This window comes from Croceibacterium ferulae (genome assembly GCF_003660445.1).
Lineage (GTDB): Bacteria > Pseudomonadota > Alphaproteobacteria > Sphingomonadales > Sphingomonadaceae > Croceibacterium > Croceibacterium ferulae.
This window is the reverse complement of the sequence record NZ_QZVQ01000003.1, coordinates 52,464-75,579: the sequence shown is the minus strand read 5'-3', so window position 1 is coordinate 75,579 and position 23,116 is coordinate 52,464. Positions and strand designations below refer to the sequence as shown.

The window sequence follows — 23,116 nt, the reverse complement described above, 5'->3', positions numbered from 1 at the left end:
CCAGCCCGGCGGTCCGGTGCACCTGTCAGAACCGCAGGATCGCCCGGGCCGAGAAGCGCCGGTCGTTGATCTGATAGTCGCGCGGCCGGTTGTCGAAGATCTGATAGGTCTGGAACGCGGTATCGAGGAGGTTCTGCGCATCCAGCGTCAGCGCCAGATTCTCCGTGAGGTCGTAGCTGATCGATGCATCCAGCACGCCGTAGGACTTGCCGAAGATCGGCAGGTTCTGCGTACCGGTGTTGGCCGTGCCCTGCAGGAAGTCGTCGCGCCAGTTATAGGCGAGGCGCAGGTCCAGGCCGCCCTTGCTGTACAGGCCCACCAGGTTGAAGCTGTGCTTGGACAGGTTGTTCAGCGGCACGCTGATCTGTTCCACGCTGTTGATGTCGCCTGCCGCGCTCTGCCCGGCATCGCTGTCCGCCAGCGTGTAGTTCGCCTGCAGGCCCAGCCCGTCGAACGGCGCCGGCAGGAAGGTGGCAAATGCCTGCCCGCCGATCTCGAACCCGCGGACATAGCCTTCGGCCTGGTTGACGAAGCGCTGCACGTTGAACTGTACCGTGCCGATGCCGTCGATGTCCTGCCGCACCGGCGCTGTGGGACGCTGCACGATCAGGTTCTTCAGATCCTTGTAGAAGGCCGTGGCGTAGACGAAGCCGGACGCGCTGAAGTAATATTCCAGCGCCAGGTCGTAGCTGGTGGCTTCTTCCGGCAGCAGGTTCGGGTCGCCCAGCGCATCGCCGGTGCCGACATAGGGGTTGGTATCGGCATTATACGCCTGCGTCGGATCCAGCAGCGAAGGCAGAATGCTCGCGGCATCCAGATAGCTGACACCCAGATTGAATTGCGGGTTCAGCTGGGTGAAGCTCGGCCGGGCGAAGTTCTTGGACGCTGCCGCTCGCAGGATCAGCTCGTCGGTCAGGAATACCCGCAGATTGGCCGATGGCAGCCACTTCGTGAATTCCCGCCCACCATTGAAGGGTTCGTCCTCCGTGACATTGGGCGTGCCCGGTGCGGCACCGGGAGCGCGGTAGCTCAGTACCCGGCGGCCAAGCGCGGCAGTCTCGGTACGCACCACCCGCACGCCGACATTGCCGTCGAACTCCAGCCCACCCAGCGTGCTGCCGTAATCAAGGCGCGCATAAGCAGCGTAGGTCTTCTCGTCGATCGTCCCCAAGAATGCGTTCGGCGCATCATAGGGGCGGAAGCCGACCTCCTGCCCATTGATCTGACGGATGGCGTCGAAAGCGGCCTGCGGGTTGCGCACCAGATCGTCGGAGAACTGCCAGACAGGGCCGAACACCGTATCTGCCGCGTCGCCGCGCAGCAGGTCCGGCTGGAAGCGGTTGAGTTCGGCATATTGCGGAAAATCGGCCAGCTGAACGCATTCCGCCGACCAGTTGGCGCAGGACTGGCCGATCGCCGTCCAGGTGCCGTAAGTGGTGTTGCGATTGATCGCGCTCTGGCTGGTGTGCCGCACGCCGGCACGCAGGTTGGTGATGAAGCTGTCGTCGAAATCCCAGGTCAGGTCACCCCGGACCGCATCGGACGTCGCGTCATTGTTTTCGCCATAGGGCAGGATGGCGGTCATGCCGTAATTGTTGATGTCGGAGAAGTAGCCCGGCACGCTGGACTGGAAGACCGGGATCTTGTCGGAGATGTCGAAGAAGAGGTCGTAATCCTGCCCCAGGCCCGGCACACTGGTGCGTGGGTTCAGCGCGCTTGCGGTCAGGTTCATGGTGTTCTGGTTCACCGTCGAATCGATGCGCTGGTAATCGACCGACAGTTGCAGATTGTCGGTCACGTCCCATCGCGCACCGGCCGAGAAGTCGGTCGTCTTGGTGTCGCGCAGCGTTGCGTAATTCACCGAATCCACCACCGGATTGGCCAGGTAGCCGGATCGCACGATGCCGTTTTCATCCACTGTGAAGTCCCGCCCGGCGGACGGGCCGACGTCAGCCCCAGCGGCGAAGAAGGATACGCCCGCTTCGTTGAAGGTGTAGTTGGCCTGGAAGAACTGGGTGTAGATCTCGACCTCGGGGACAGGACGCCATTGCAGCGCCACCGTGCCACTGATCCGTTCGCGGTCGCCATAAGTCACGGCAAAGCCGCCGCCGTGCGGCAGCAGCACCGTCCGGTCCGCGAACCCGGGCACCGGCCCCTGCACGCCGGGGGCGGTGGGCCCATGCTGGTAGAACGGTTCCACCACCACTTCGTCCTCGCGGAAGGACGTGGTCTGATACCCGATATTGGCCAGCACGCCGACCTCGCCGATCCCGGTGTCCCAGCGGTTGGAGTACAGGCCCGACGCCTGGATGCCGTCATCGTCGATCAGGTCGTAGCGGGTGTAGCCGACCAGCGCGGAAATCAGCTGGCCGTCCTGATCGAACGGGCGGCGGGTGCGCAGGTTGACCGTGCCGGACAGTCCGCCTTCGATCATGTTGGCGGCCGGGTTCTTGAACACGTCGACGCCGGCCAGCAGTTCGGACCCGACCTCGTCCCAGGACAGGCCGCGTCCGCCGCTGGCCTGGAAGATGTCGCGCCCGTTCAGCTCGGTGCGCACCTGCGTCAGGCCGCGTACAGCGATGGCGCTGCCTTCGCCGCGGGTGCGGGTGATCTGCACGCCCGACACGCGCTGCAGCGCCTCCGCCACGTTCACGTCGGGCAGTCGGCCGATGTCCTGCGCGGTGATCGAATCGACGAACTGGTCGGCATCGCGCTTGATCGCCAGCGAGCTTTCCAACGCGGCGCGCAGACCGGTAACGACGATCTCATCGCCAACCGTGCCGTCCGTCGCCGCGGCATCGCCCGCCGGCGGCGGTACGCGATCGGCGGTCTGCGCCTGTGCCACGGCCGGTACGATGCCCGCAGCCAGTGCGATCGCGAGTGCGGACGCGCCGGAATAGCGGTTGATCGAGCCCTTCATCATGCAAAACCTCCCCTGTCGTCGACGGACCTTGCGTGCCGATCGTTCGCCGCAATGTTAGCGCTATAAGTATAAATGTTACAAGTATGAATTTGCAAACAACTTGCGCACGTGAAAATGAAGGGGGATGGAGAAGGTGGAACAGGCGGTTCCGATCCGGCGGATCGTGATAGCGGGCGGGGGAACCGCCGGGTGGATGGCGGCCGCCGTGATGAGCCGGGCGCTGGGGCCGGAGGTCTCGATCGCGCTGGTCGAATCACCTGCCATCGGCACGGTCGGGGTGGGTGAGGCGACCATTCCGCCGATCCTGACGCTGAACCGGTTGCTGGGCCTGGACGAGGACGAACTGGTCCGTCGCACCGGCGCGACCTTCAAGCTGGGGATCGAGTTCCGGGATTGGGGTGCGCTGGGCGAGACCTACTTCCACCCCTTCGGCCATTATGGCGCCAATCTGCGCGGTCTGGCTTTCCACCAGCACTGGATGCTGCATGGCGACGCCCCGCTGGACGATTATTCGATCACGGTTGCCGCCGCCCGCGCGGGGCGGTTCACGCGGCCGGTGGAGGACCAGCGCCAGATCCATTCACGGCTGAGCTACGCCCTGCATTTCGACGCGGCGCGCTATGCCGATTTCCTGCGCGAGCAGTCGGTCGCGCGCGGGGTGGAGCACCTCCAGGCCCGGATCGAGCGGGTGGAGTTGGACGCGCGCGGCCATGTCGCCGCGCTGCTGCTGGACGATGGCCGCCGCGCGGAAGGGGAGCTGTTCGTCGACTGCACCGGCTTTCGCGGGCTGCTGATCGGGGAGGCGCTGGGCACCCCCTATCAGGACTGGTCGCACTGGTTGCCGATGGACCGGGCGCTGGCGGTCCCCTCCGCCGCGACGACACCGCGCACGCCGTTCACCCGCAGCACTGCCGGTACGGCGGGCTGGCGCTGGCGAATCCCGCTGCAGCATCGCACCGGCAACGGCCATGTCTATTGCAGCGCGCATCTGTCGGATGACGAGGCGGCGGCGCAGCTGCTGGCCGGGCTGGACGGGCCGGCGCTGGCCGATCCGCGCCCACTGCGCTTCACCACCGGGCGGCGGCAGGAGATGTGGCGCGGCAATGTGGTCGCGCTGGGCCTCGCCTCCGGCTTTCTGGAGCCGCTGGAATCGACCAGCATCCACCTGATCCAGCAGGGCGTGGTGACGCTGATGTCGCTGTTTCCCGACACCGGCTTCGACCCCGCGGACCGGGCGCAGTACAACCGCGTGATGGCGACCGAGTTCGAACAGGTGCGCGATTTCCTGATCCTGCATTATCACCTGACCCGGCGCGACGATTCCCCGTTCTGGCAGCAGATGCGGGCAATGGCGGTGCCGGACAGCCTGCAGCAACGCATGGACCTGTTCGCCAGCCATGGACGGATCATGCCCGATGCCGGTGCGCTGTTCACCGAAACCAGCTGGCTGGCGGTGATGCTGGGGCAAGGGCTGCACCCGCGCAAGGCGGACCCGGTGGCGGCCGCGATGCCGGCGGCGGAGATCGCGCCTCAGCTGCGTCAGATGCGCGAGATCGTGCGCCGCGGGGCAGAGGTGATGCCGGCGCATGACGACTTCATTGCCCGCCACTGTGCGGCACGTTCGACATGAGGAACCCGATGGACAGACGCACCCTGCTGGCCGGCATGGCCAGCCTGCCGATTGCCGCTCAGGCCCGCGCGGCAGGCGCGCCGGTGGCCGCCAACTGGTCGTCGCTGACGGCCGGCTATCGCACGCCCGAATGGTTCAGGGATGCGAAGTTCGGCATCTGGGCGCACTGGTCGGCCCAATGCGTGCCGGAGGCGGGCGACTGGTACGGGCGGCTGATGTACCAGCAGGGCCACCCGATGTACGACCATCACCTGGCGACATATGGCCACCCGGCCGACACCGGCTTCATGGAGATCGAGAACCGCTGGCGGGCCGAGGCATGGGACCCGGCCTATCTGGTCCGTCGCTACAAGGCGGCGGGCGCGAAGTACTTCATGGCGTTGGGCGCGCATCACGACAATCTGGATTGCTGGGACAGCGCGCATCACCCGTGGAACACCATGCGTGTGGGGCCCAAGCGCGACATCGTCGGCACCTGGGAGAAGCTGGTGCGCGCCGAAGGGCTGCGCTTCGGCGTGTCCAACCATATCAGCCATGCCTGGCACTGGTGGCAGACCGCTTACGGCTACGATGCCGAAGGGCCGCGCGCCGGCGAACGCTACGATGCCTGGACCCTGCGCAAGGAGGATGGCGCGGGCAAGTGGTGGGACGGGCTGGACCCGCAGGAGCTGTATACCGGCCCCAGCATGGCGCCGCCCGCAGGCATCGGTTCCATCGCGGCGATGAATGGCTGGCACGACACGCATAGCGGCCGCTGGATGGAGTTCGCACCGCCCGGCAACCCGGCCTTTGTGGCGAAATGGCTGCTCAGGTCGAACGATCTGGTCGATCGCTACCGCCCGGACATCGTCTATCTGGACGATTACGGCCTGCCCTTCGGCCCGGTCGGAATGGAGGCGGCGGCGCATTACTACAATGGCGCGATCGCCCGCAGCGGCGAGACGGATGTGGTGCTGACCGCGAAGGTGCTCAGCCCGTTCCAGCGGCAAGGGCTGGTCGAGGATGTGGAGCGCGGCTGGAGCGACCGGCTGCGTGACGAGCCCTGGCAGACCTGCACCTGCATCGGCGACTGGCACTACAACCGCGCGCGCTTCCTGCAGAAGAGTTACGTGCCGGCGAAGCAGGTGATCCAGCGACTGTGCGATGTCGTGTCGAAGAACGGCAACCTGCTGTTGTCCATCCCGATGCGCGGCGATGGCACCATCGATGCGGAGGAGGAGCGCATCCTGGACGGCATCACCGCGTGGATGCAGCTGAACGGCGAGGCCGCGATCTACGGCAGCCGCCCGTGGCGGATCTATGGGGAGGGGCCGACGCAGGTACGCGCCGGGATGCACACCGAAGGGGACACGCTTTTCCAGCCGGGCGATGTGCGCTTCACCGTCATCGGCGATGTGCTCAACGCCGTGCTGCTGGACTGGCCGACCGCGCCCGTCAGCATCGCGGCGCTGGGGAGCGCGGCGCTGCCGGCGGCGCGCATTGCCCGCGTCACCCTGACCGATGGCCGCCCGGTCCCGTTCCGGCGCACGGCAGGCGGGCTGGAGGTGACGCTGCCGCCCGCGGGCCCGGACGAGATGGTGCCGGTGATGCGGATGGAGGGGCAGGGCCTCGTTTGACCCTGTGCCAAATTGTAGTACAAAATCCCGCGATGTGAGATGAGCCGCCGATCCCCTGCCAAATGGGGGACGGTCGGCAGCGGGAGGATTACGATGATCGGACAGCAATTGCGCGCCCTGGCGCTCGCCGCCACCATGCTTGCGGGAGCGATCGCCGTGCCTGTGCAGGCGCAGACGGTGCGGCCCGACCTGCAGCTGGGCCAGGAAGTGCAAAGCTTCGGTCGCGTATCCTTCGATGGCCGGTCACTGATGATCGACGGCGAACGCAAGGTGATCTGGAGCGCGGAGGTCCATGCCTTCCGCCTGCCCAGCCCCGATCTGTGGCGCGATATCCTGCAGAAGATGAAGGCCAGCGGCTTCAACACGGTCGCGTTCTATTTCGACTGGGGCTTCCACAGCCCGAAGCCCGGCGTGTACGATTTCAGCGGGATTCGCGATATCGACCGGCTGCTGACCGTGGCGCAGGAGGAGGGCCTTTATGTCATGACCCGCGCCGGGCCCTATGTGAATGCGGAGCTGACGCGCGGCGGCTTCCCCGGCTACCTCGTCAACCAGCGCGCCCGCGCGCGGACCGACGATCCGGCCTATCTGGCTTCGGTCGATGAATGGCTGACGCAGATCAACGCGATCATCGCCAAGCACCAGATCAACAATGGCGGCAGCGTGATCCTGCACCAGATCGAGAACGAGCTGGCGCTGACCACCCCGACGCAGCGGCGCTACATGGATCACCTCTATGCCAAGGCGAAGGCCGATGGCATCACCGTGCCGATCTTTCACAACGACCAGGGCCGCAACGGGTACTGGGTGCCGGAGGGATCGGGCGTGGACAAGGTGGTCGAGGGGCCGCAGGACATGTACGCCTTCGACGCCTATCCCGGCGGTACCTGCACCGTTGGCGGCGAACCGACGCGCGGATCGGCCGCGCCCGACTGGGGCTATTACGGCACTGGCGGGGCCAGGGGCGGGGCCAGCGCCAGCCCCAACACGCCCGGCTTCGCGGCGGAGTTCGGCGGCGGCTGGTTCGATTATTGGGGCAGCAATGGCGGCTATGACTGCAACGCCGTGCAGCGCGGGCGGCGGTACCAGCGGGTGTTCTACGGCACCAACATCGCCAACGGCATCGGCATCCAGAGCTTCTACATGGGGTATGGCGGCACCAGCTGGGGCTGGCTGCCGGCGCCGGTGGTGTTCACGTCCTACGATTACGGCGCCGCCATCAGCGAACCGCGCGAGATCCGCGACAAGGGGCAGGAGCTGAAGCAGCTGGGCGGCCTGATCGCGGCGGTGCCGGACATGGCCGGCATGGTGCCCGCCGGGCCGGTCGAGAAATCGACCGACCAGGTGCAGGTCTATCACAACCGCTCGCCCGAGAGTGATGCGCGCTTCATGCTGGTGACGCAGAACCCCAGCAACAACAGCGGCGATCACAGCTTCACGATCACCGCCGACCTGCCGGACGGGCGCTATACGCTGCCGATGCGGCTGAACGGGTTCGATGCCAAGTGGCTGGTGGCGGGCGTGGATATCGCCGGGCAGCGGCTGGTCTGGTCGTCCAGCGAGGTGCAGCACGGCTTCACCCAGGACGATGCCGGCATCATGCTGCTATATGGCCGCATGGCGGAGGAAGGGCGCACCCTGCTGCGCTATACCAGCGCGCCGACCGTGACCGTGGTGGAGGGCGATGTCCGCCACTCCTTCGATGCCGCTAAGGGTGATCTGCAGCTGGACTACACCCATGGCGGCCTGGCGCGTGTGCGGATTGAAGGCGGCGGGCGGCCACCGCTGACGCTGCTGATCGCGGACGAGGAGGAAGGCTGGCGCTTCTGGAAGGATGGCGACGTGCTGGTGCGCGGGCCGCATCTGCTGCGTTCGGCCGAACTGAAGGGCAGCCGCCTGGCGCTGACCGGCGACACGGCGCAGGCCAGCCCGCTGGAGGTGTGGGCCCCGCGCGCCGCGCGCAATGTGACATGGAACGGGGAGCGGGTGCGCCTGCAGCCCGGCACCGCTGGCAGCCGCGTGGCCGTTACCCAGCTGGCCGGGCCGCAGCCGGTGACGCTGCCGCAGCTCACCGACTGGCGCGTGGCGCATGGCTCGCCCGAGGTCGCGCCCGATTTCGACGACAGCAGCTGGCAGCCGATTGATCGCCGCGCCTATGCCAGCACCACCGCGCGCCCGGATGGCGAGCCCAACATGTCGATGGACGCTTATGGCTTCCACGAAGGCGACGTTTGGTATCGCGGCCGCTTCACCGGCACGCCCGATGCGGAACGGATCCGCCTGGCCTATGGCGCGGGCGGCAGCGGCATGGTGCAGGTGTTCCTGGATGGCGAGCTGGTCGGGCAGCAGGACCTGCCCTGGGGTTTGCCGCGCCCTATCACCACCGGCACCGCAGAGTTCGACCTGCCCGCAGCGGCCCGCACGCCGGGCAAGCATGTGCTCAGCGTGATGGTGCGCAACAACGGCCATAACTGGGATCTGGAGGCGGACGATTTCCACAAGGAGGCGCGCGGCCTGATCTCCGTCTCGGTGGAGCCGCGCGGCGGGCGCAGCTTCGCCATCCCGCTCGAATGGAAGATCCAGGGCCGGCAAGGTGGCGAGGACATCGTCGACCCGGTGCGCGGCGTGCCCAACAATGGCGGGCTGTTCGGCGAGCGCCAGGGCTGGCACCTGCCCGGCTTCAACGACGCTGCGTGGCAGCGACAGGCGGCGCCGGCCAGCGACCTCGACCCCGGCACCACCTGGTTCCGCACGAAGTTCGACCTGGCCGTGCCGCAGGGGCAGGACGCCACGCTGGCGCTGCAGTTCGGTGACCCGTCCGTGCCTCGGTCGGAGGCGCAGTACCGTGTGCTGATCTTCGTGAATGGCTGGCACATGGGCCAGTTCATCGCCCATATCGGCCCGCAGCGGACCTTTCCCATTCCCGAAGGGATTCTGAACCATCGCGGCAACAACACGGTGGCGCTGGCGGTGACGAGCGACGGCACGCCGGGCAATGCGCTGGAGCCAGTGCGGCTGGTGACGATGCGCAATGTGCGTGGCGGCGTGAAGGTGGATCAGGTGCCCGCGCCACGGCGGCTGGCCGACTAGCGGGTGCTTGTAAGGCGGGGGCGCCGGTCGGCTGGCGCCTCCGTCCACGCCTGGTGCCTCCGCAGCCAGGTCGCGGAACCGCATGGTGGGGCGCGGGCTTGAATCATCGACGCCCGCGCGGCGGGTCACCGCTTGTCAGGAGAGACCATGCGACATCACAGCTTCACATGCGCCACGATCTTGCTCGCAATCGGCGGCATTTTCGCGTCGGCCTTCGGGCAGGACTACAATTACGTGCCCGGCTGGGCCAACACCACCAACCACGAATACAAGGGCGAGAACGACGGCGAGTGGGAGGCCAAGACGGAGCTGTTCGCCCAATTGCGCGAGCGGAACCCGGCAGCCGAATGCACCCTCCGCAACCTGTCCGACGCGGACGGCAACGTCATCGTCAACCGGTTCCGCAGCAACGAGCGCAAGACGGATACGGCCACTGCGCTCCGGATGGCGCAGGAGATGGTGGCGGAGCACCATCAGCGGCTACAGGCCGAGGGCACATGCTAGGTCATGCGGTACTCTGAGCCGCGCCCAGCCCCGGCCCATGCGAGGGATAGCACGCCCCGCCGAATTCGCCCGGCCTCAGGCTATGCTGTTGCCATAGCCGATGATCACCGTCGCCAGCACCAGCAGCCCCACGCCGCTCCAGACCATGGCCCGTACGCGGGGTGCGGCATCTTTCCATTCGCGGAAGGCGAAGCCCCATAGCGTGCCGAAGATGATGATGGAGGCCATGTGCAGCGTCCAGGAGGAGAAGCCCAGCCGGCCCATCTGGCTTTCGCCCATGGAGTAGAAGAAGAACTGGAAATACCACAGCGTGCCGCCCAGCGCCGCCAGCAGGTAGTTGCGCAGCAAAGGCGCGCGGCGGGGCAGGGTGGCGGCGGGCGCAGCGCCACCATAGGCGGCCGGCTTGCCCAGCCATTGGCCGGCGGAGCGGTTCTTGCGGATCAGGTGCGCGCACCAGATGGCATTGGTCACCAGCCCGCCGAACATCACCAGGCACAGCACCGGCAGGCCGGCCCACAGCGCCCCGGTGCCCGCCGCAGCGGACAGGTCGCGCACGGGCTCCCCCGCGGCGAGGCCGAAGGCGAAGCAGGATGACATGATGCCCGAAAAGATCGCGACGGCCAGCCCCTTGCGGTAATCGAACTCCGCGATGGCGGCCGCCTTCTGCTCCGTGCTGAGCGCGGCGTCCTTGCGCGCGCCCGCCACCGCCACCGTGATGATGCCGGCCAGCGTCACGCACAGGCCCAGCAGCACGATGCGCCCGCTGGCAGTGCCCAGCAGCGTGCTGGCAAAGTCGCCTTCCACGATCGGCGGGATCAGCGTGCCGAACACAGTGGACAGGCCCAGCACCACCGCCATGCCCAGAGACAGGCCGAGATAGCGCATGGTGAGGCCGTAAGTCAGGCCGCCGAAGCCCCACAGCAGGCCGAACAGCACGCACAGCATGACCGTGCGATCCGGCGTCGCGGCCAGCACGCCCAGCAGATCCTGCGTCATCACGCTGGCGAACAGCCACGGCGCCAGCAGCCAGGAGAAGATGCCCCCGGTCAGCCAGAAGATTTCCCAGCTCCATTGCCGGATGCCGCGATAGGGGACGTAGAACGTGGCCGAGGCGAAGCCGCCCAGCCAGTGATAGAGTACGCCGACGAGCGGATTCATGCCGAAGTCACCTCTCTGTTGACGAGCGATGACCGTTCGGGCGCGACCCGCACCACCAATCGGCACCTCGTTCCATATCTTGGAACATAGGGCTAATTGGTGGAATGGGGCCCGTCAAGTTGTCATATCAGTTCAGGCCGTGGCAGCCATACCCGGCTTCAGGATCACCTTGGTCCAGGTGTTCTGCTCTTCCTTGAAGTTCTTGTAGCCGCGCGGCGCTTCTTCCAGCGGCAGGCGGTGGCTGATCAGGAAGGTGGTGTCGATCTTGCCCTGCTCGATCATCTCCAGCAGCTTGGCCGTGTACTTCTGCACATGGGTCTGTCCGGAGCGTACCTGCAGGCCCTTCTCCATCAGCGCACCGGTGGGGAACTTGTCGGTCATGCCCCCATAGACGCCGGGGATGGACACCTTGCCGCCGAACCGCACCGCCATCAGCGCCATGCGCAGGGCGTGGGCGCGATCGGCGCCGATGCCGACCTTCTGCTTCACCACTTCCAGCATGTTGTCGAAGGCGAAGCCATGGGCTTCCATGCCGACGGCGTCGATCACTGCATCCACGCCGATCCCGCCGGACATCTCCATCAGGGCATCCTGCACATGGGTTTCGCGGAAGTTGATCACCTCGGCGCCCAGCTTCTTTGCCAGTTCCAACCGGTGGGGATAATGATCGATCGCGATCACCTTGGACGCGCCCATCAGGATGGCGGACTGGATGGCGAACAGGCCGACCGGCCCGCAGCCCCACACGGCCACCGTGTCATCGGGCTGGATGTCGGCATTTTCCGCCGCCATCCAGCCGGTGGGCAGGATATCGGACAGGAACAGCACCTTTTCGTCCTCCAGGTGGTCGGGGATGACCACCGGGCCGACGTCGCTGAACGGCACGCGGACATATTCCGCCTGCCCGCCGCTGTAGCCGCCGGTCAGGTGGGAATAGCCGAACAGGCCGGCCATCGGCTGGCCATACAGCGCGGCGGACATGTCCTGCTTCTCGGCAGGGTTGCTGTTCTCGCAGGCGGAGTACTGCTGCACCTTGCAGTGGAAGCAGCCCCCGCAGGAGATGGTGAAGGGGATCACCACGCGGCTCCCCTTCTTCAGGTTGCTGCCGCTGCCGGTTTCCACCACCTCGCCCATGAACTCATGGCCCAGGATGTCGCCGGGCTGCAGCGACGGGATCACGCCGTCATACAGGTGCAGGTCGGACCCGCAGATCGCGGTGCTGGTCACCTTGATGATCGCATCGCGCGGATTGACGATCTCGGGATCGGGAACGCTGTCCACGCGAACGTCATGCGTGCCGTGCCAGGTGAGCGCGCGCATCAGGCTGTCTCCTTCTTTGCGGCATCGTCCATCTGCGCGGCGCGGGTCTGGTCCCGGCGCCGGGCGCTGGTGGCGATCTCGCCGGTTTCCATGTGCATCTTGAAGCGCTTCAGGTCGTGACGCGCCTGTACCGCCGGCTCGCGCCGCGCCAGCTTGGCGACGACCCGGCCCAGTTCGCCCATCGGCGGGGCATAGTCGATCACCAGCGTCACGCGGGTGCCCCGGTCGCCCGGCGCATCGGCAAAGGTCACGCGGCCTTCGGTCGTGATCTCCGATCCTTCAACCGACTTCCACGCGATGATCTCGCCCGCGCGATCCTCGGTCACCTCGGTCTCGACATCCACCGTGCGGCCGCCCGGCGCGCGGATGGTCCAGACGGACCGGTCGCTGCCCGGGCCCGCAGTGCGGATCGCGGTGACATTCTCCATGATCGGCACCAGATTGCCGAAGTTGCGCCAGAAGCTGTAAAGCTCCTGCCGGTCCTTGCGGATCGTCACGGTCCGGCCGGTCACGTCGTCGGCGGTTCGCCGCGCGGCATAGCCCGGCGCATCGTCGCCATCATTGCCGGTGTCCCGGCGGGTCGCCAGAAAACCGATCGCCGCGGCACCGACGGCCAGCCCGATCGCGGCCGCCTTGCCCAGTGTCGCCACTCCATCATCCTGTCCTGCCACCAAGCGCCTCCTTGCTGTATGCGGATGGGTCTTGGCAGGTGAAGGGCTGGGCGGGTGCAAGGTTCCCGACCTGACATGCGGCAAGTGCTTGATACAATGCAACATGCCGCTGCGGCAGGGCGGCCTACATCTCCCGGATGCGGGATGCGATCAGTGCGGCCAGCGCCTCGAACCCGTCCTGATCCGCAGGCGTGAAGCGGCCCGGCAGCGGGCTGTCGAGGTCGATCACCGCGATCACCTGCCCGTCCACGATGACCGGCACCACCAGTTCGCTGCGGCTGGCGGCGTCGCAGGCGATGTGGCCGGGGAAGGCGTGGACATCTTCCACCAGCTGGCTGGTCCCGCTGGCTGCCGCCGCACCGCACACGCCGCGCCCCATCGGGATGCGGATGCAGGCCGGGCGCCCGCAGAACGGCCCCAGCACCAGCGTATCTCCCTGCACGCGGTAGAAGCCGGCCCAGTTCAGGTCGGGCACCAGCTGCCAGATCAGCGCGGCCAGGTTCGCCATGTTGGCCACCGCATCCGCTTCCCCTGTGGTCAGCGCGTCGGCTGCCCCCCGCAGTTCGGCATGGAATTCGGGCGAGCCGGCGGGATGATCTATCAGGTAGTCGAACATGCGCGGGAACATAGGTGCGTGCGGCATTGCCGGAAAGGGGCGCCGCCTCTATTCATCCCGGTCATGAGCACGCCCAAGAAGATCGGTATCGCCGTCGTCGTCATCCTGCTGCTGCTTGCCGCATTGGGCTGGTGGCTGACACGCGGCAATCGTGCCGAACTGTCGCTGGAACAGGTCACCGGCACCGACCCCGTGATTTCGGCGACGCAGGAGGAGACCTTCCCCACGATCGGCGTCGCCAAGCCGATCGGCTGGGCGGACGGTGCCAAGCCGCAGGCGGCACAGGGTCTGGTGGTGAACCGCTTCGCCGAAGGGCTGGACCATCCGCGCATCATCTACACCCTGCCGAATGGAGACGTGCTGGTGGCGCAGGCCAACCGTCCGGAGACGCCGGAAGGCGAGGGCGAGGAAGGCGGCCTGTTCGAGAAGGTCGCCGGCTGGGTCCAGGGCATCCTGTTCAAGCGTGCCGGCGCGGCGGTACCGTCACCCGATTCGCTGGTGCTGCTGCGCGATGCGGACGGCAATGGCGTGGCAGAGGAACGCCACCTTCTGCGCGACGATCTGGCCAGCCCCGGCGGGATGGCCTGGCGCGACGGGCGGCTGTATGTCGCCAATCACAACGCCGTGCTGCGCTTCGATTACGAGCTGGGCGCCAACGTGCTGACCGGCGATCCGGTCAAGCTGATGGACCTGCCCGGTGGCGGCAATCACTGGATGCGCAACATCGTGCTGAACGAAGACGGCACGCGCCTCTACGTCACGGTCGGTTCCGCTTCCAACATCGCGGAAAAGGGCATCGAGATAGAGGAAGGCCGCGCCGCCATCCACGAGCTGGACCTGGTGAGCGGGTCCTCCCGCATCTATGGCGCGGGCCTGCGCAATCCCAATGGGCTCGGCTGGAATCCTTGGAGCGGCGAGCTGTGGACTACGGTGAACGAGCGCGACATGCTGGGCGGCGACCTGGTGCCCGATTACCTGACCAACGTGCCGATTGGCGTCAATTACGGCTGGCCGTGGGTCTACTGGAACGAAGAGATCGACGAGCGGGTGGAAGCGCCCATGCCGCAGTTCCTGACCGAATATACCCGCACGCCGGAATATGCGCTGGGGCCGCATGTGGCCGCTCTGGGCCTGGCCTTCACGCAGGGCGGCACGCGGCTGGGGCCGAACTTTGCGCAAGGCGCATTCATCGCCCGTCACGGTTCGTGGAACCGCAAGCCGCTGGTCGGGTACGACGTCGTCTATGTGCCGTTCGACGCGCGCGGCAATCCACAGGGGAAGCCGGTGCCGGTGCTGCTGCCCTTCCTGACCGATCAGGACACTACGCGTGGTCGCCCGACCTGGGTCGCCTTTGACCGCACCGGCGCGCTGCTGGTGAGCGACGACACTGCCAACATCATCTGGCGCGTTATCGATCCCCGCGCGCAGCCGGCCGCCGCACCTGCGCGCAACAGTGGCCCGTCGCTGCCGCCGGTGCGCGAGCTGACCGGCGATCCGCGCCGCGCCTTCGACACCCCGCCGGCCGGAGCCCAGCCGGGGGCATAAGTCCGGCTGGGTTCTCAGCCGAGGGCAGCAGGCGTCGCCATCGCTGCGGTCGTGATGGCGATGGGGGCGTCAACTCAGGGGATGGCTGCGCGGGTACAAGCGTCAGCTGCCCGCCATCCCCCGCCGCCCCGCCAGCTCCGTCACGAAATGCAGCGCCACCCGGCCGGACCGGGCGCCGCGGCGCTTGGACCATTCCAGCGCGTCCGCCCGGTCCCAGTCCAGGCCCTGCACGCGGGCATAGCCGTCCACCATGGCGAGGTAATCGTCCTGCGTGCAGGCGTGGAAGCCCAGCGACAGGCCGAAGCGGTCGGCCAGGGCCAGCTGGTCGTCCACCACGTCGCGCGGGTTCAGCGGATCGTTCTGCTCGCCCACGTCGCGCGCCACGACGGCACGGCGGTTCGACGTGACCGCCAGCCGCACATTGGCAGGCCGCGCCTCGACCCCGCCATCCAGCCACGATCGCAAGCGGCGCGGTCCTTCGCTGTCGCCTTCGGCAAAGCCGAGATCGTCGATAAACACCACGAAGCGGCGCGGCTGCCCGGCCAGGGCGGCGAACAGTTCCGCCAGGCTGGCGAGCGCATCCGCGCCCACCTGCACCAGCGCCAGCGCCGCGCCATGCTCCGCTTGCGCCGCGGCCACACTGGCGCGCACCAGCGCGGACTTGCCCATGCCGCGCGCACCCCACAGCAGCATGTCATGCGCCGGATGGCCGGCCGCGTGGCGCTGCACATTGCCGGCGACCGCCGCCTTCTGCTTGTCGATCCCCTGCAGCAACGTCAGCGGCGGGGCGGTGATCTGGGGCACGGCACGGGCGCCCGCGCCGGTCCAGACATAGGCCGGCGCGCCCAACCAGTCGGTGGCGGCGGGGGCGGGCGGGGCCAGCCGCTCCAGCGCGGCGGCGATGCGCTTCAGGGTGTCATCCATGGCCCGCCCGCCTATAGGCTGGACCCATGAGCGACAAGCCGGCAGAGTTGCTGACCCCCGATGCGGCCGGTGTCGAACGCGCGGCCACGCTGCTGCGCGCAGGCGCGCCGGTCGCCGTGCCGACGGAGACGGTCTACGGACTGGCGGCCCGCGCCGATGATGCGGCGGCGGTGGCGGCGATCTATCGGGCGAAGGGCCGGCCGGACTTCAATCCGCTGATCCTGCATGTGCCGGACATTCCGGCGGCGCGCGCGCTCGCCGAGTTCGATGACCGGGCGGAGCGGCTGGCGCAGGCATTCTGGCCCGGGCCGCTGACGCTGGTGCTGCCATTGCGGCCCGATGCTGCCATCACCCCCGCCGTCACCGCCGGCTTGCCGACGATCGCGCTGCGCTGCCCCGCGCACCCGCTGATGCGCGCCGTACTGACGGCGGCTGGCCTGCCACTGGCTGCGCCGTCGGCCAATCGCAGCGGTGCGGTCAGCCCCACCAGCGCGGCCCATGTCGCCACCTCGCTGGGTGGACGCATCCCGGCGATCCTGGATGGCGGCACATGCGAGAGCGGAGTGGAATCGACCATCGTCGCACTACGTGCGGATGGCAGCTGGCAATTGCTGCGCCACGGGCCGGTCCCGCAAGGAGCGCTCGCCGCGCTGCTGGGCCGGTCGCCGGTGTCCCTCACCGATGCGCGCATCGAGGCGCCGGGCCAGCTCGCCAGCCATTACTCACCGGGCAAGCCGCTGCGCCTGCAGGCCACGAGCGCGGACACGGACGAGTACTGGATCGGCTTCGGCCCGCTCCCTGGCGACACCAGCCTGTCCGCGACGGGCGACCTGGCGGAGGCGGCGGCCCGGCTCTACGCGGCGCTGCACCTTGCTGCCGCCGCGCCGCAGCCCCGCGTGGCGGTGGCGCCGGTGCCGGAAGAGGGCGTCGGCGCAGCGATCAACGACCGCCTGCGGCGGGCCGCCGCAGGCTGATCAGTCGCGTTCGACGGGCACGCCGGGCGCCAACCGCTGCATTTCTGCATAGATGTCCCGCGCCCGCTGGCAGGCATCTTCACGCCCGTCCTGACACCGGTCGGACTGGCGGCGATATTCCCGGTCCAGCTTGCCCAGTTCTTCTTCCCGGCGGCGAATTTCGCGCCCGCGATTCTCGTCCGCCTCGCTCTGGCTGGTGGTGGCGAGGTCCACGCCCTTGGAGACGGCGCGCACAGGCAGGGTGGCGACATCATAGGCCGCCTTGGCGAGGCACCCGCCCAGCAGCGTGGGCAGCAGCGAAAGGGCGATCAGGGCAGGCAGGCGCATCGGCAGTCCTTTACAAGCAAAAGGGCTGCCCCGGCACCAGCGGCACCGGGGCAGCCCCTTTCATTTCACAACATCGAACGGTCGCTCAGGCGACTTCGGTGCTGTCGTAATATTGCGGGGCGTGCTGGCGCAGCACGTCCAGGATCTTGTTCAGCGCGGTCGGCTCGTCCGTCTTCTCCATCGCTGCCAGCTCGCGGGCGAGGCGGCTGGAGGCGGCTTCGAAGATCTGCCGTTCGGAATAGCTCTGTTCGGGCTGGTCTTCCGGACGGAACAGGTCGCGCGTGACCTCCGCGATGGAGACCAGGTCGCCCGAATTGATCTTCGCTTCGTATTCCTGCGCTCGGCGCGACCACATGGTGCGCTTGACGCGGGGCTTGCCCTTCAGCGTTTCCATCGCCTCGCGCAGCGTCTTGTCGCTGGAAAGCTTGCGCATGCCGATGGATTCGACCTTGTTCGTCGGCACGCGCAGGGTCATGCGCTCCTTTTCGAAGCGGAGCACATACAGCTCCAGCTTCATGCCGGCGATCTCTTCCTTCTGGATTTCCATCACACGGCCGACGCCATGCTTGGGGTATACAACATAATCGCCAACGTCGAATGCGGGGGCGCTGGAAGCCATTAAGCAGTCCTTTCTTGTCGGACAGGCCCGCAGTCAGTGCCAGACGACGGAACCCGTACGACCTCGGGAAACCTGTCGCTGTGACGCACGACACTGCTGCTATTGGGGGGAGCCTGCCTTCCTTGTCAGCCTGATGCCGCCGCGCACCGGAATGCCTGGCGGAACAGTCGCGGCAGCATGTAGCAGATTCGCAACACAATTTCCAGCCCGACCGATTCGCGCAGCAATCGGCGTCGCAGGATCAGTCGCCCTCACCGGGCTCAGGGCTGAAATACTTCTCCAGCTTGCCTTCCACGCCCTTCATCTCGTCCGCATCGGCGGGCGCATCCTTGCGCTGCGTGATGTTGGGCCATTCGGCGGAATAGCGGGTGTTCAGTTCCAGCCAGTTCTCCACCCCGCTTTCGGTATCGGGCAGGATCGCTTCGGCCGGGCATTCGGGTTCGCACACGCCGCAATCGATGCATTCGGAAGGATTGATGACGAGCATGTTCTCGCCTTCATAGAAACAGTCCACCGGACACACTTCCACGCAATCGGTGTACTTGCACCGGATGCAGGCGTCCGTGACGACATAGGTCATTGCGAATACTTTCCTTCCTGTGCGCCGCCGGCGGTGCCGATGTTTTATGGCGGGGCGGGCCTGCTATGGTGAGTGATCGGCGCCAGTCAAGGCCGCGCCGACCGCCCGGTAGTGCATGCGCGCCTCCGTAGCCGGACCGCGCCGCAAAGGCAGCGACAGGATTTCTATCACCAGCACAGGCGCGGCTCTGGCACTTGGCCCCCGGTCCGGCATGGGCAGCGTCAGCGTGTCGCCGGGGCAGACCGGCTGGTCGATGCGCAGCACGCGCGCGCCGTTGCGGCGCATATGCCCGTCGGCGATCCAGCGTTGCGCCAGGCTGCGGCTCTTGGCCAGACGCAGGGCGAACAGCAGCTTGTCCAGCCGCATCGCCTGTGCCGCCGGGTCGTGGCTCACCGCACCAGGCCAGCCAGTGCGGCAAAGGCGTTGCCTTCTGCCGCCGGTGCAGGGCGAGGTTCTTCCGCTCGCCGGGCCGGTCGTACGCCGGATCGGGCATCGGGGCGCACTGGTCGCCAAGTCCAGCGTTGCGGGGCCGGCGGGCCGAACTGCCCCTCCGCCAATGCCCGTGGCGGATTGGCCGGGCGGAACCCGGCGTCCCGCAGCAGCGCCTGCAGCGTGGCGGGCTGCACCCCCATGGACGTGGCGAGTGCGCCATCCAGCGCAAAGGGTCGCCGCCCCGCCTGCGCGCGCGCCTCGAACGCCCCGCGCAGCACGCGTTCGGCCATGTCCAGCCGGATCTGCTGGCGCGCGGCACGGCGGTACCCGGCGAACGCTTCCCGTCCGCCGGCGACGACCGGCTCCATGCCGGGGTTCAGCGGACCAGTGGGCGCAATGGCGTGCAGCAGCGCGCGCGGCGCCGGCTTCAGCAGGGCCGGCACGAACAGGTCCAGCGCGCCCACGGTCACGCCCAACCGGCGCAGCAGCGGGCGGCGATCCTTGGGTAGGTGATCCAGTCCAGCCGCATCGCGCGGTACAATTCCGCCACCCGCCGCCAACGCCAGCAGCACGGCGCGCAACTCGGTGCCGGTGGCAGGATCGCCCGCGGCCTCCTCGATCCGGCGCAAGGGGGTGAGCGGCGCCAGCTGCGCCTCCAGCCAGGTGGCCAATGCATCGGCCAGCCGGGAGCGCTGGGCGGCATCCAGCTGGCCCAGTTCGCGCGCCAGCTTCAGCCTGGGCTGGCTGAGCGTGCGGCCGCGTTCCAGCACGGCGATGGCACGTCCGCCGCTCCACACCTGACCGTCGCGCAGCTCCACCGTGCCCAGCTCCGCGCCGATCAGCGCTTCCGCCCGGCTGGCGAGCAGTTGCGGCAGGTGCTTTTCCGCCGCGGCCAACATCAGGCGCCGATCCTCGTGCCCGGCATTGGCATCCACCACGAAGCGGAAGCCCTCCAGATGGCCGATCTGCTCGCCTTCCACCAGCACGCGCCCGGACTCGTCCGCTTCGACCTTCATCAATCCCCCATCCTTCCCCATTCCCCGCATCAGCACGGCGGTGCGCCGGTTGACGAACCGCTCCGTCAGCCGTCCGTGCAAGGCATCGGACAACCGCGCCTCCACCCCGCGCGCCCGTGCCGCCATCTCGTCGCGCGCCAGCACCCAGTCGGGCCGCTGGCAGATATAGGCCCAGCTGCGGATCGCGGCGATACGGCCCTGCAGCGTGTCGATATCGCCACCCGTCCGGTCCAGCTCCGCAATCCGCGCCGCCACGAAATCCGCACCCAGATGACCGCCGCGCAGATCCTGCCACAGCCGCGCCACGAAGCGGGCGTGGGTATCGACACCCTGCTGGCGGAAATCGGGCAGCTGGCATGCTTCCCAGAACCGCCGCACCGTGCCGGGGCCGCGCATATTGCCCACGATGTCCGGGTCGTCGGCCAGCCGCTTCAGCACGCCAAGATCGATCGCCTCGGGCGCGGCGGCGAGTTCGGGCCGGTCGGGCTTGGCCTCCAGATCGGCGATCAGCTGCCCGACCGATCCGGTGCGCGGCTGCGCCTCACGCCAGTAGAGCCTGGTCAGCGGGGCAAAGCGGTGCTGCTCGATCGCGTACACCTCGTCCTCGGTGAACTCCGGATCGCCGCCGCGACCGCCACCGCCCAGCGTGCCGAAAGTGCCATCCTGCTGGTGGCGCCCGGCACGGCCGGCGATCTGTGCCATCTCTGCAGGCGTCAGCCGCCGCTGCTTCACGCCGTCGAACTTGCTGAGACCTGCGAAGGCGACATGCGTCACGTCCAGGTTCAGGCCCATGCCGATCGCATCGGTGGCGACGATGTAGTCCACCTCGCCCGACTGGAACAATTGCACCTGCCGATTGCGCGTCTCCGGGCTCAGCGCGCCCATCACCACCGCCGCTCCGCCGCGGAACCGCCGCAGCATCTCCGCCACCTGGTAGACCTGCTCCACGCTGAAGGCCACGATGGCGGAGCGGGGCGGCAGGCGGCTGAGCTTGCGCGGGCCGATATGCGTCAGGGTGGAGAAGCGCGGCCGCTCCACCAGTTCGATCTTGGGGAACAGGGCGCGCACCAGCGGCTCCAGCGTGGAGGAGCCCAGCAGCATGGTCTCCTCCCGCCCGCGCGCATGCAGCAGCCGGTCGGTGAAGATGTGGCCACGTTCGCGGTCGGCGGCGATCTGCGCCTCGTCCAGCGCCACGAAGGCGTGCCCGCCACCGTCGCGCGGCATCGCCTCGGCAGTGCAAAGGAAGTAGCGGGCGTTCGGCGGCTCGATCCGCTCCTCCCCGGTGATCAGCGCGACCTTGTCGTCGCCCTTGATCGCACGCACCCGGTCATACACCTCGCGCGCCAACAGTCGCAGGGGGAAGCCGATGGCGCCGCTGGAATGGGCCACCATCCGCTCGATCGCCAGGTGCGTCTTGCCGGTGTTGGTGGGACCGAGCACGGCGCGAAGGCGGCTGTCTGACGGGGGAAACAACACGATGACCAACAGTGTGGCGGGTGCCGGGCACAGGTGCAAGCGGCGCGTGATGCGCGGCTCTGTTCGATCCGGCGCAGCAATGGCCCGGCTCGTCGCCGTTCACCCGGTTGCAACTTCAAGCGGGTAGCGGCTTGCGGCAGGCAGGCGGACAGGGTGATGGGGTTCTGGTGAGCACGGCAGCACAGATGGCAGGCAGGATGACGGCACCGGCCCGGCAGGACGGGCCCCGCCGGGCGCGCCACCCGCTCGCCCGCCGGACCATCCGCCGCCCGCGTCTCGCCATCGACCTGGGCCGCGCGGTCGGTTCGCGCCGCTGGCTGACCGGCATGGCGGCGCTGGTGGTGCTGACCGCGCTGGCGCTGGCCGCGGTACCGGACATGTCGCCGCTCGCCGCCGCGCCGCCGGTGAACCTGCGCGCGAGGGAGGCGGACGAGTTCCGCTCGCTCGGCATCGCGCCGCTGGCGCTGGGGGCCGATAGCGGCCGCCGCATGGGCGCGACTGTCGCGGTCACGCCGCTGAAGGCCACGCCCGAACGCCCGCGTATCGACCTGCAGGCGCGCTTCGCTTCCGGCGACACCTACGAACGGCTGCTGGGCCGCGCCGGGCTGGGCGGGGCCGAGGCGGCGCTGGTTGCGCGGCTGATCGGCGGTGCGATGCCGGCCGGGCAGGTGGCCGCGGGCACACCGGTGGACCTGACGCTGGGCCGCCGTATCGGCCCCGGGCAGCCGCGTCCGCTGGAACGCTTGGGCTTCCGTGCCCGCTTCGACCTGGAACTGCGGGTGGAGCAGCAGGCCGGGCGGCTGGCACTGGTACCGCGCCCGATCCGCGTGGACACCACCCCGCTGCGCCTGCGCGGCAGGGTGGGCGACAGCCTCTATCGCTCGGCCCGGGCCGCCGGCGCGCCGGGCCGGGCAGTGCAGCAATATCTGCGCGCGCTGGGGTCGGATGCGCGGCTGGCCGCCGATGACGAATATGACATGGTGATCGACTGGCGCCGCGCCGCCACAGGCGAGGTGGAGGAGGGCGAACTGCTCTATGCCGGCGTCCTGCGCAATGGCCGCCCGCGCCACCAGCTGCTGCGCTGGGGCCGGGAGGGCAAGTTCTTCGAGGCATCGGGCGTGGGCCAGCAGCGCGAAGGCATGGTACAGCCGGTGCCCGGCCCCGTCACCAGCCGTTACGGCCCGCGCCGCCATCCGATCCTGCGCTTCACGCGGCTGCATGCCGGCAATGATTACCGCGCGGGCCATGGCACGCCGATCCATGCGGTGACCGACGGCACTGTCACCTATGCCGGGCGCCATGGCGGGCATGGCAATTACGTGCGCCTGCGCCATGCGGGCGGGCTGGGCACCGGCTATGCGCATATGAGCCGGATCGCGGTGCGCAACGGCGCGCGGGTGAAGCGCGGGCAGGTGATCGGCTATGTCGGCTCGACCGGCCTTTCCACCGGGCCGCACCTGCATTTCGAGGTCTATCGCGGCGGGCGCACGGTGAACCCCAACAGCGTCCGCTTTGTCACCCGTGCGGTGCTGGAAGGGCGTGAACTGGCAAACTTCCGCGGCCGGCTGGCAGAGCTGCAGCGAGTGGAGCCGGGGGCGGCGCTGGAGCCGCTGGCACCGGCACCGGCCGCCGCCGCGGAGCAAGAGCCGCTGCGCGAGATCGACCGGGTGGACAACCCGCAGGTCGTTGGCTGAC

18 protein-coding genes are annotated in these 23,116 nt (G+C 68.3%); 7 read left to right on the top strand and 11 right to left on the bottom strand.

From position 1 onward, the window contains the following. Window positions 1–25: 25 nt before the first annotated feature. Entirely contained in the window at window positions 26–2,923 is a 2,898-nt protein-coding gene (locus D5S08_RS03550; RefSeq protein WP_121115636.1) for a TonB-dependent receptor, read from the bottom strand. A gap of 124 nt (window positions 2,924–3,047) precedes the next feature. On the opposite strand from D5S08_RS03550, the gene D5S08_RS03545 reads away from it, so the two are divergent. The 4 genes from D5S08_RS03545 (at window position 3,048) to D5S08_RS03530 (ending at window position 9,763) form a co-directional block, all read left to right on the top strand. Beyond that, complete coding sequence (locus D5S08_RS03545; RefSeq protein ID WP_121115634.1) at window positions 3,048–4,553, top strand: tryptophan halogenase family protein; 1,506 nt, start codon at window positions 3,048–3,050, stop codon at window positions 4,551–4,553. Window positions 4,554–4,561: 8 nt separating this feature from the next. After that, window positions 4,562–6,169: an alpha-L-fucosidase gene (locus tag D5S08_RS03540; protein WP_241557200.1), complete on the top strand. Its 1,608-nt coding sequence runs from the start codon at window positions 4,562–4,564 to the stop codon at window positions 6,167–6,169. Between the two features lie 93 nt (window positions 6,170–6,262). After that, a complete protein-coding gene (locus D5S08_RS03535) occupies window positions 6,263–9,259 on the top strand; it encodes a glycoside hydrolase family 35 protein (RefSeq protein WP_241557199.1) in 2,997 nt (998 codons plus the stop codon). Between the two features lie 147 nt (window positions 9,260–9,406). Then, window positions 9,407–9,763, top strand: coding sequence for a hypothetical protein (locus tag D5S08_RS03530; RefSeq protein ID WP_121115630.1), 357 nt, complete (start codon window positions 9,407–9,409; stop codon window positions 9,761–9,763). 75 nt (window positions 9,764–9,838) lie between these two features. Here D5S08_RS03530 and rhaT read toward each other — a convergent pair whose 3' ends face one another. From rhaT to D5S08_RS03510, 4 genes are all read right to left on the bottom strand, one after another. Beyond that, complete coding sequence (gene rhaT, locus D5S08_RS03525) at window positions 9,839–10,921, bottom strand: L-rhamnose/proton symporter RhaT (protein WP_121115628.1); 1,083 nt, start codon at window positions 10,919–10,921, stop codon at window positions 9,839–9,841. Between the two features lie 132 nt (window positions 10,922–11,053). Continuing rightward, window positions 11,054–12,241 carry a zinc-dependent alcohol dehydrogenase gene (locus D5S08_RS03520; protein WP_121115626.1) on the bottom strand — a complete coding sequence of 396 codons (1,188 nt, stop codon included), beginning with the start codon at window positions 12,239–12,241 and terminating at the stop codon, window positions 11,054–11,056. After that, on the bottom strand, window positions 12,241–12,912 hold the full coding sequence (locus D5S08_RS03515) for an SRPBCC family protein (RefSeq protein WP_241557198.1): 672 nt from the start codon (window positions 12,910–12,912) through the stop codon (window positions 12,241–12,243). The genes D5S08_RS03520 and D5S08_RS03515 overlap by 1 nt, the downstream gene beginning before the upstream one ends. 124 nt (window positions 12,913–13,036) lie before the next feature. Then, on the bottom strand, window positions 13,037–13,528 hold the full coding sequence (locus D5S08_RS03510; RefSeq protein ID WP_121116186.1) for a GAF domain-containing protein: 492 nt from the start codon (window positions 13,526–13,528) through the stop codon (window positions 13,037–13,039). Window positions 13,529–13,591: 63 nt separating this feature from the next. Here D5S08_RS03510 and D5S08_RS03505 point away from each other — a divergent pair, with 63 nt between their 5' ends. Next, a complete protein-coding gene (locus tag D5S08_RS03505) occupies window positions 13,592–15,073 on the top strand; it encodes a PQQ-dependent sugar dehydrogenase (protein ID WP_121115622.1) in 1,482 nt (493 codons plus the stop codon). A gap of 102 nt (window positions 15,074–15,175) precedes the next feature. On the opposite strand, the gene D5S08_RS03500 is transcribed toward D5S08_RS03505, so the two are convergent. Continuing rightward, window positions 15,176–15,997, bottom strand: coding sequence for an ATP-binding protein (locus D5S08_RS03500; RefSeq protein WP_121115620.1), 822 nt, complete (start codon window positions 15,995–15,997; stop codon window positions 15,176–15,178). Between the two features lie 26 nt (window positions 15,998–16,023). On the opposite strand from D5S08_RS03500, the gene D5S08_RS03495 reads away from it, so the two are divergent. Continuing rightward, entirely contained in the window at window positions 16,024–16,971 is a 948-nt protein-coding gene (locus D5S08_RS03495; RefSeq protein ID WP_121115618.1) for an L-threonylcarbamoyladenylate synthase, read from the top strand. On the opposite strand, the gene D5S08_RS03490 is transcribed toward D5S08_RS03495, so the two are convergent. From D5S08_RS03490 to D5S08_RS03470, 5 genes are all read right to left on the bottom strand, one after another. Beyond that, window positions 16,972–17,298, bottom strand: coding sequence for a hypothetical protein (locus tag D5S08_RS03490; protein WP_121115616.1), 327 nt, complete (start codon window positions 17,296–17,298; stop codon window positions 16,972–16,974). Between the two features lie 85 nt (window positions 17,299–17,383). Continuing rightward, window positions 17,384–17,917, bottom strand: coding sequence for a CarD family transcriptional regulator (locus D5S08_RS03485; RefSeq protein WP_121115614.1), 534 nt, complete (start codon window positions 17,915–17,917; stop codon window positions 17,384–17,386). A 241-nt stretch (window positions 17,918–18,158) separates the two neighbouring features. Then, window positions 18,159–18,497: a ferredoxin FdxA gene (fdxA, locus tag D5S08_RS03480; RefSeq protein ID WP_121115612.1), complete on the bottom strand. Its 339-nt coding sequence runs from the start codon at window positions 18,495–18,497 to the stop codon at window positions 18,159–18,161. A 63-nt stretch (window positions 18,498–18,560) separates the two neighbouring features. Further along, the gene (locus D5S08_RS03475) at window positions 18,561–18,890 is read right to left on the bottom strand and encodes a S4 domain-containing protein (protein ID WP_338322934.1); all 330 of its coding nucleotides are present in this window, start codon (window positions 18,888–18,890) and stop codon (window positions 18,561–18,563) included. Further along, a complete protein-coding gene (locus D5S08_RS03470; protein WP_121116182.1) occupies window positions 18,887–21,337 on the bottom strand; it encodes a helicase-related protein in 2,451 nt (816 codons plus the stop codon). The genes D5S08_RS03475 and D5S08_RS03470 overlap by 4 nt, the downstream gene beginning before the upstream one ends. Window positions 21,338–21,588: 251 nt before the next feature. On the opposite strand from D5S08_RS03470, the gene D5S08_RS03465 reads away from it, so the two are divergent. Further along, window positions 21,589–23,115 carry a M23 family metallopeptidase gene (locus D5S08_RS03465; protein ID WP_126665482.1) on the top strand — a complete coding sequence of 509 codons (1,527 nt, stop codon included), beginning with the start codon at window positions 21,589–21,591 and terminating at the stop codon, window positions 23,113–23,115. Window position 23,116 lies beyond the last annotated feature (1 nt).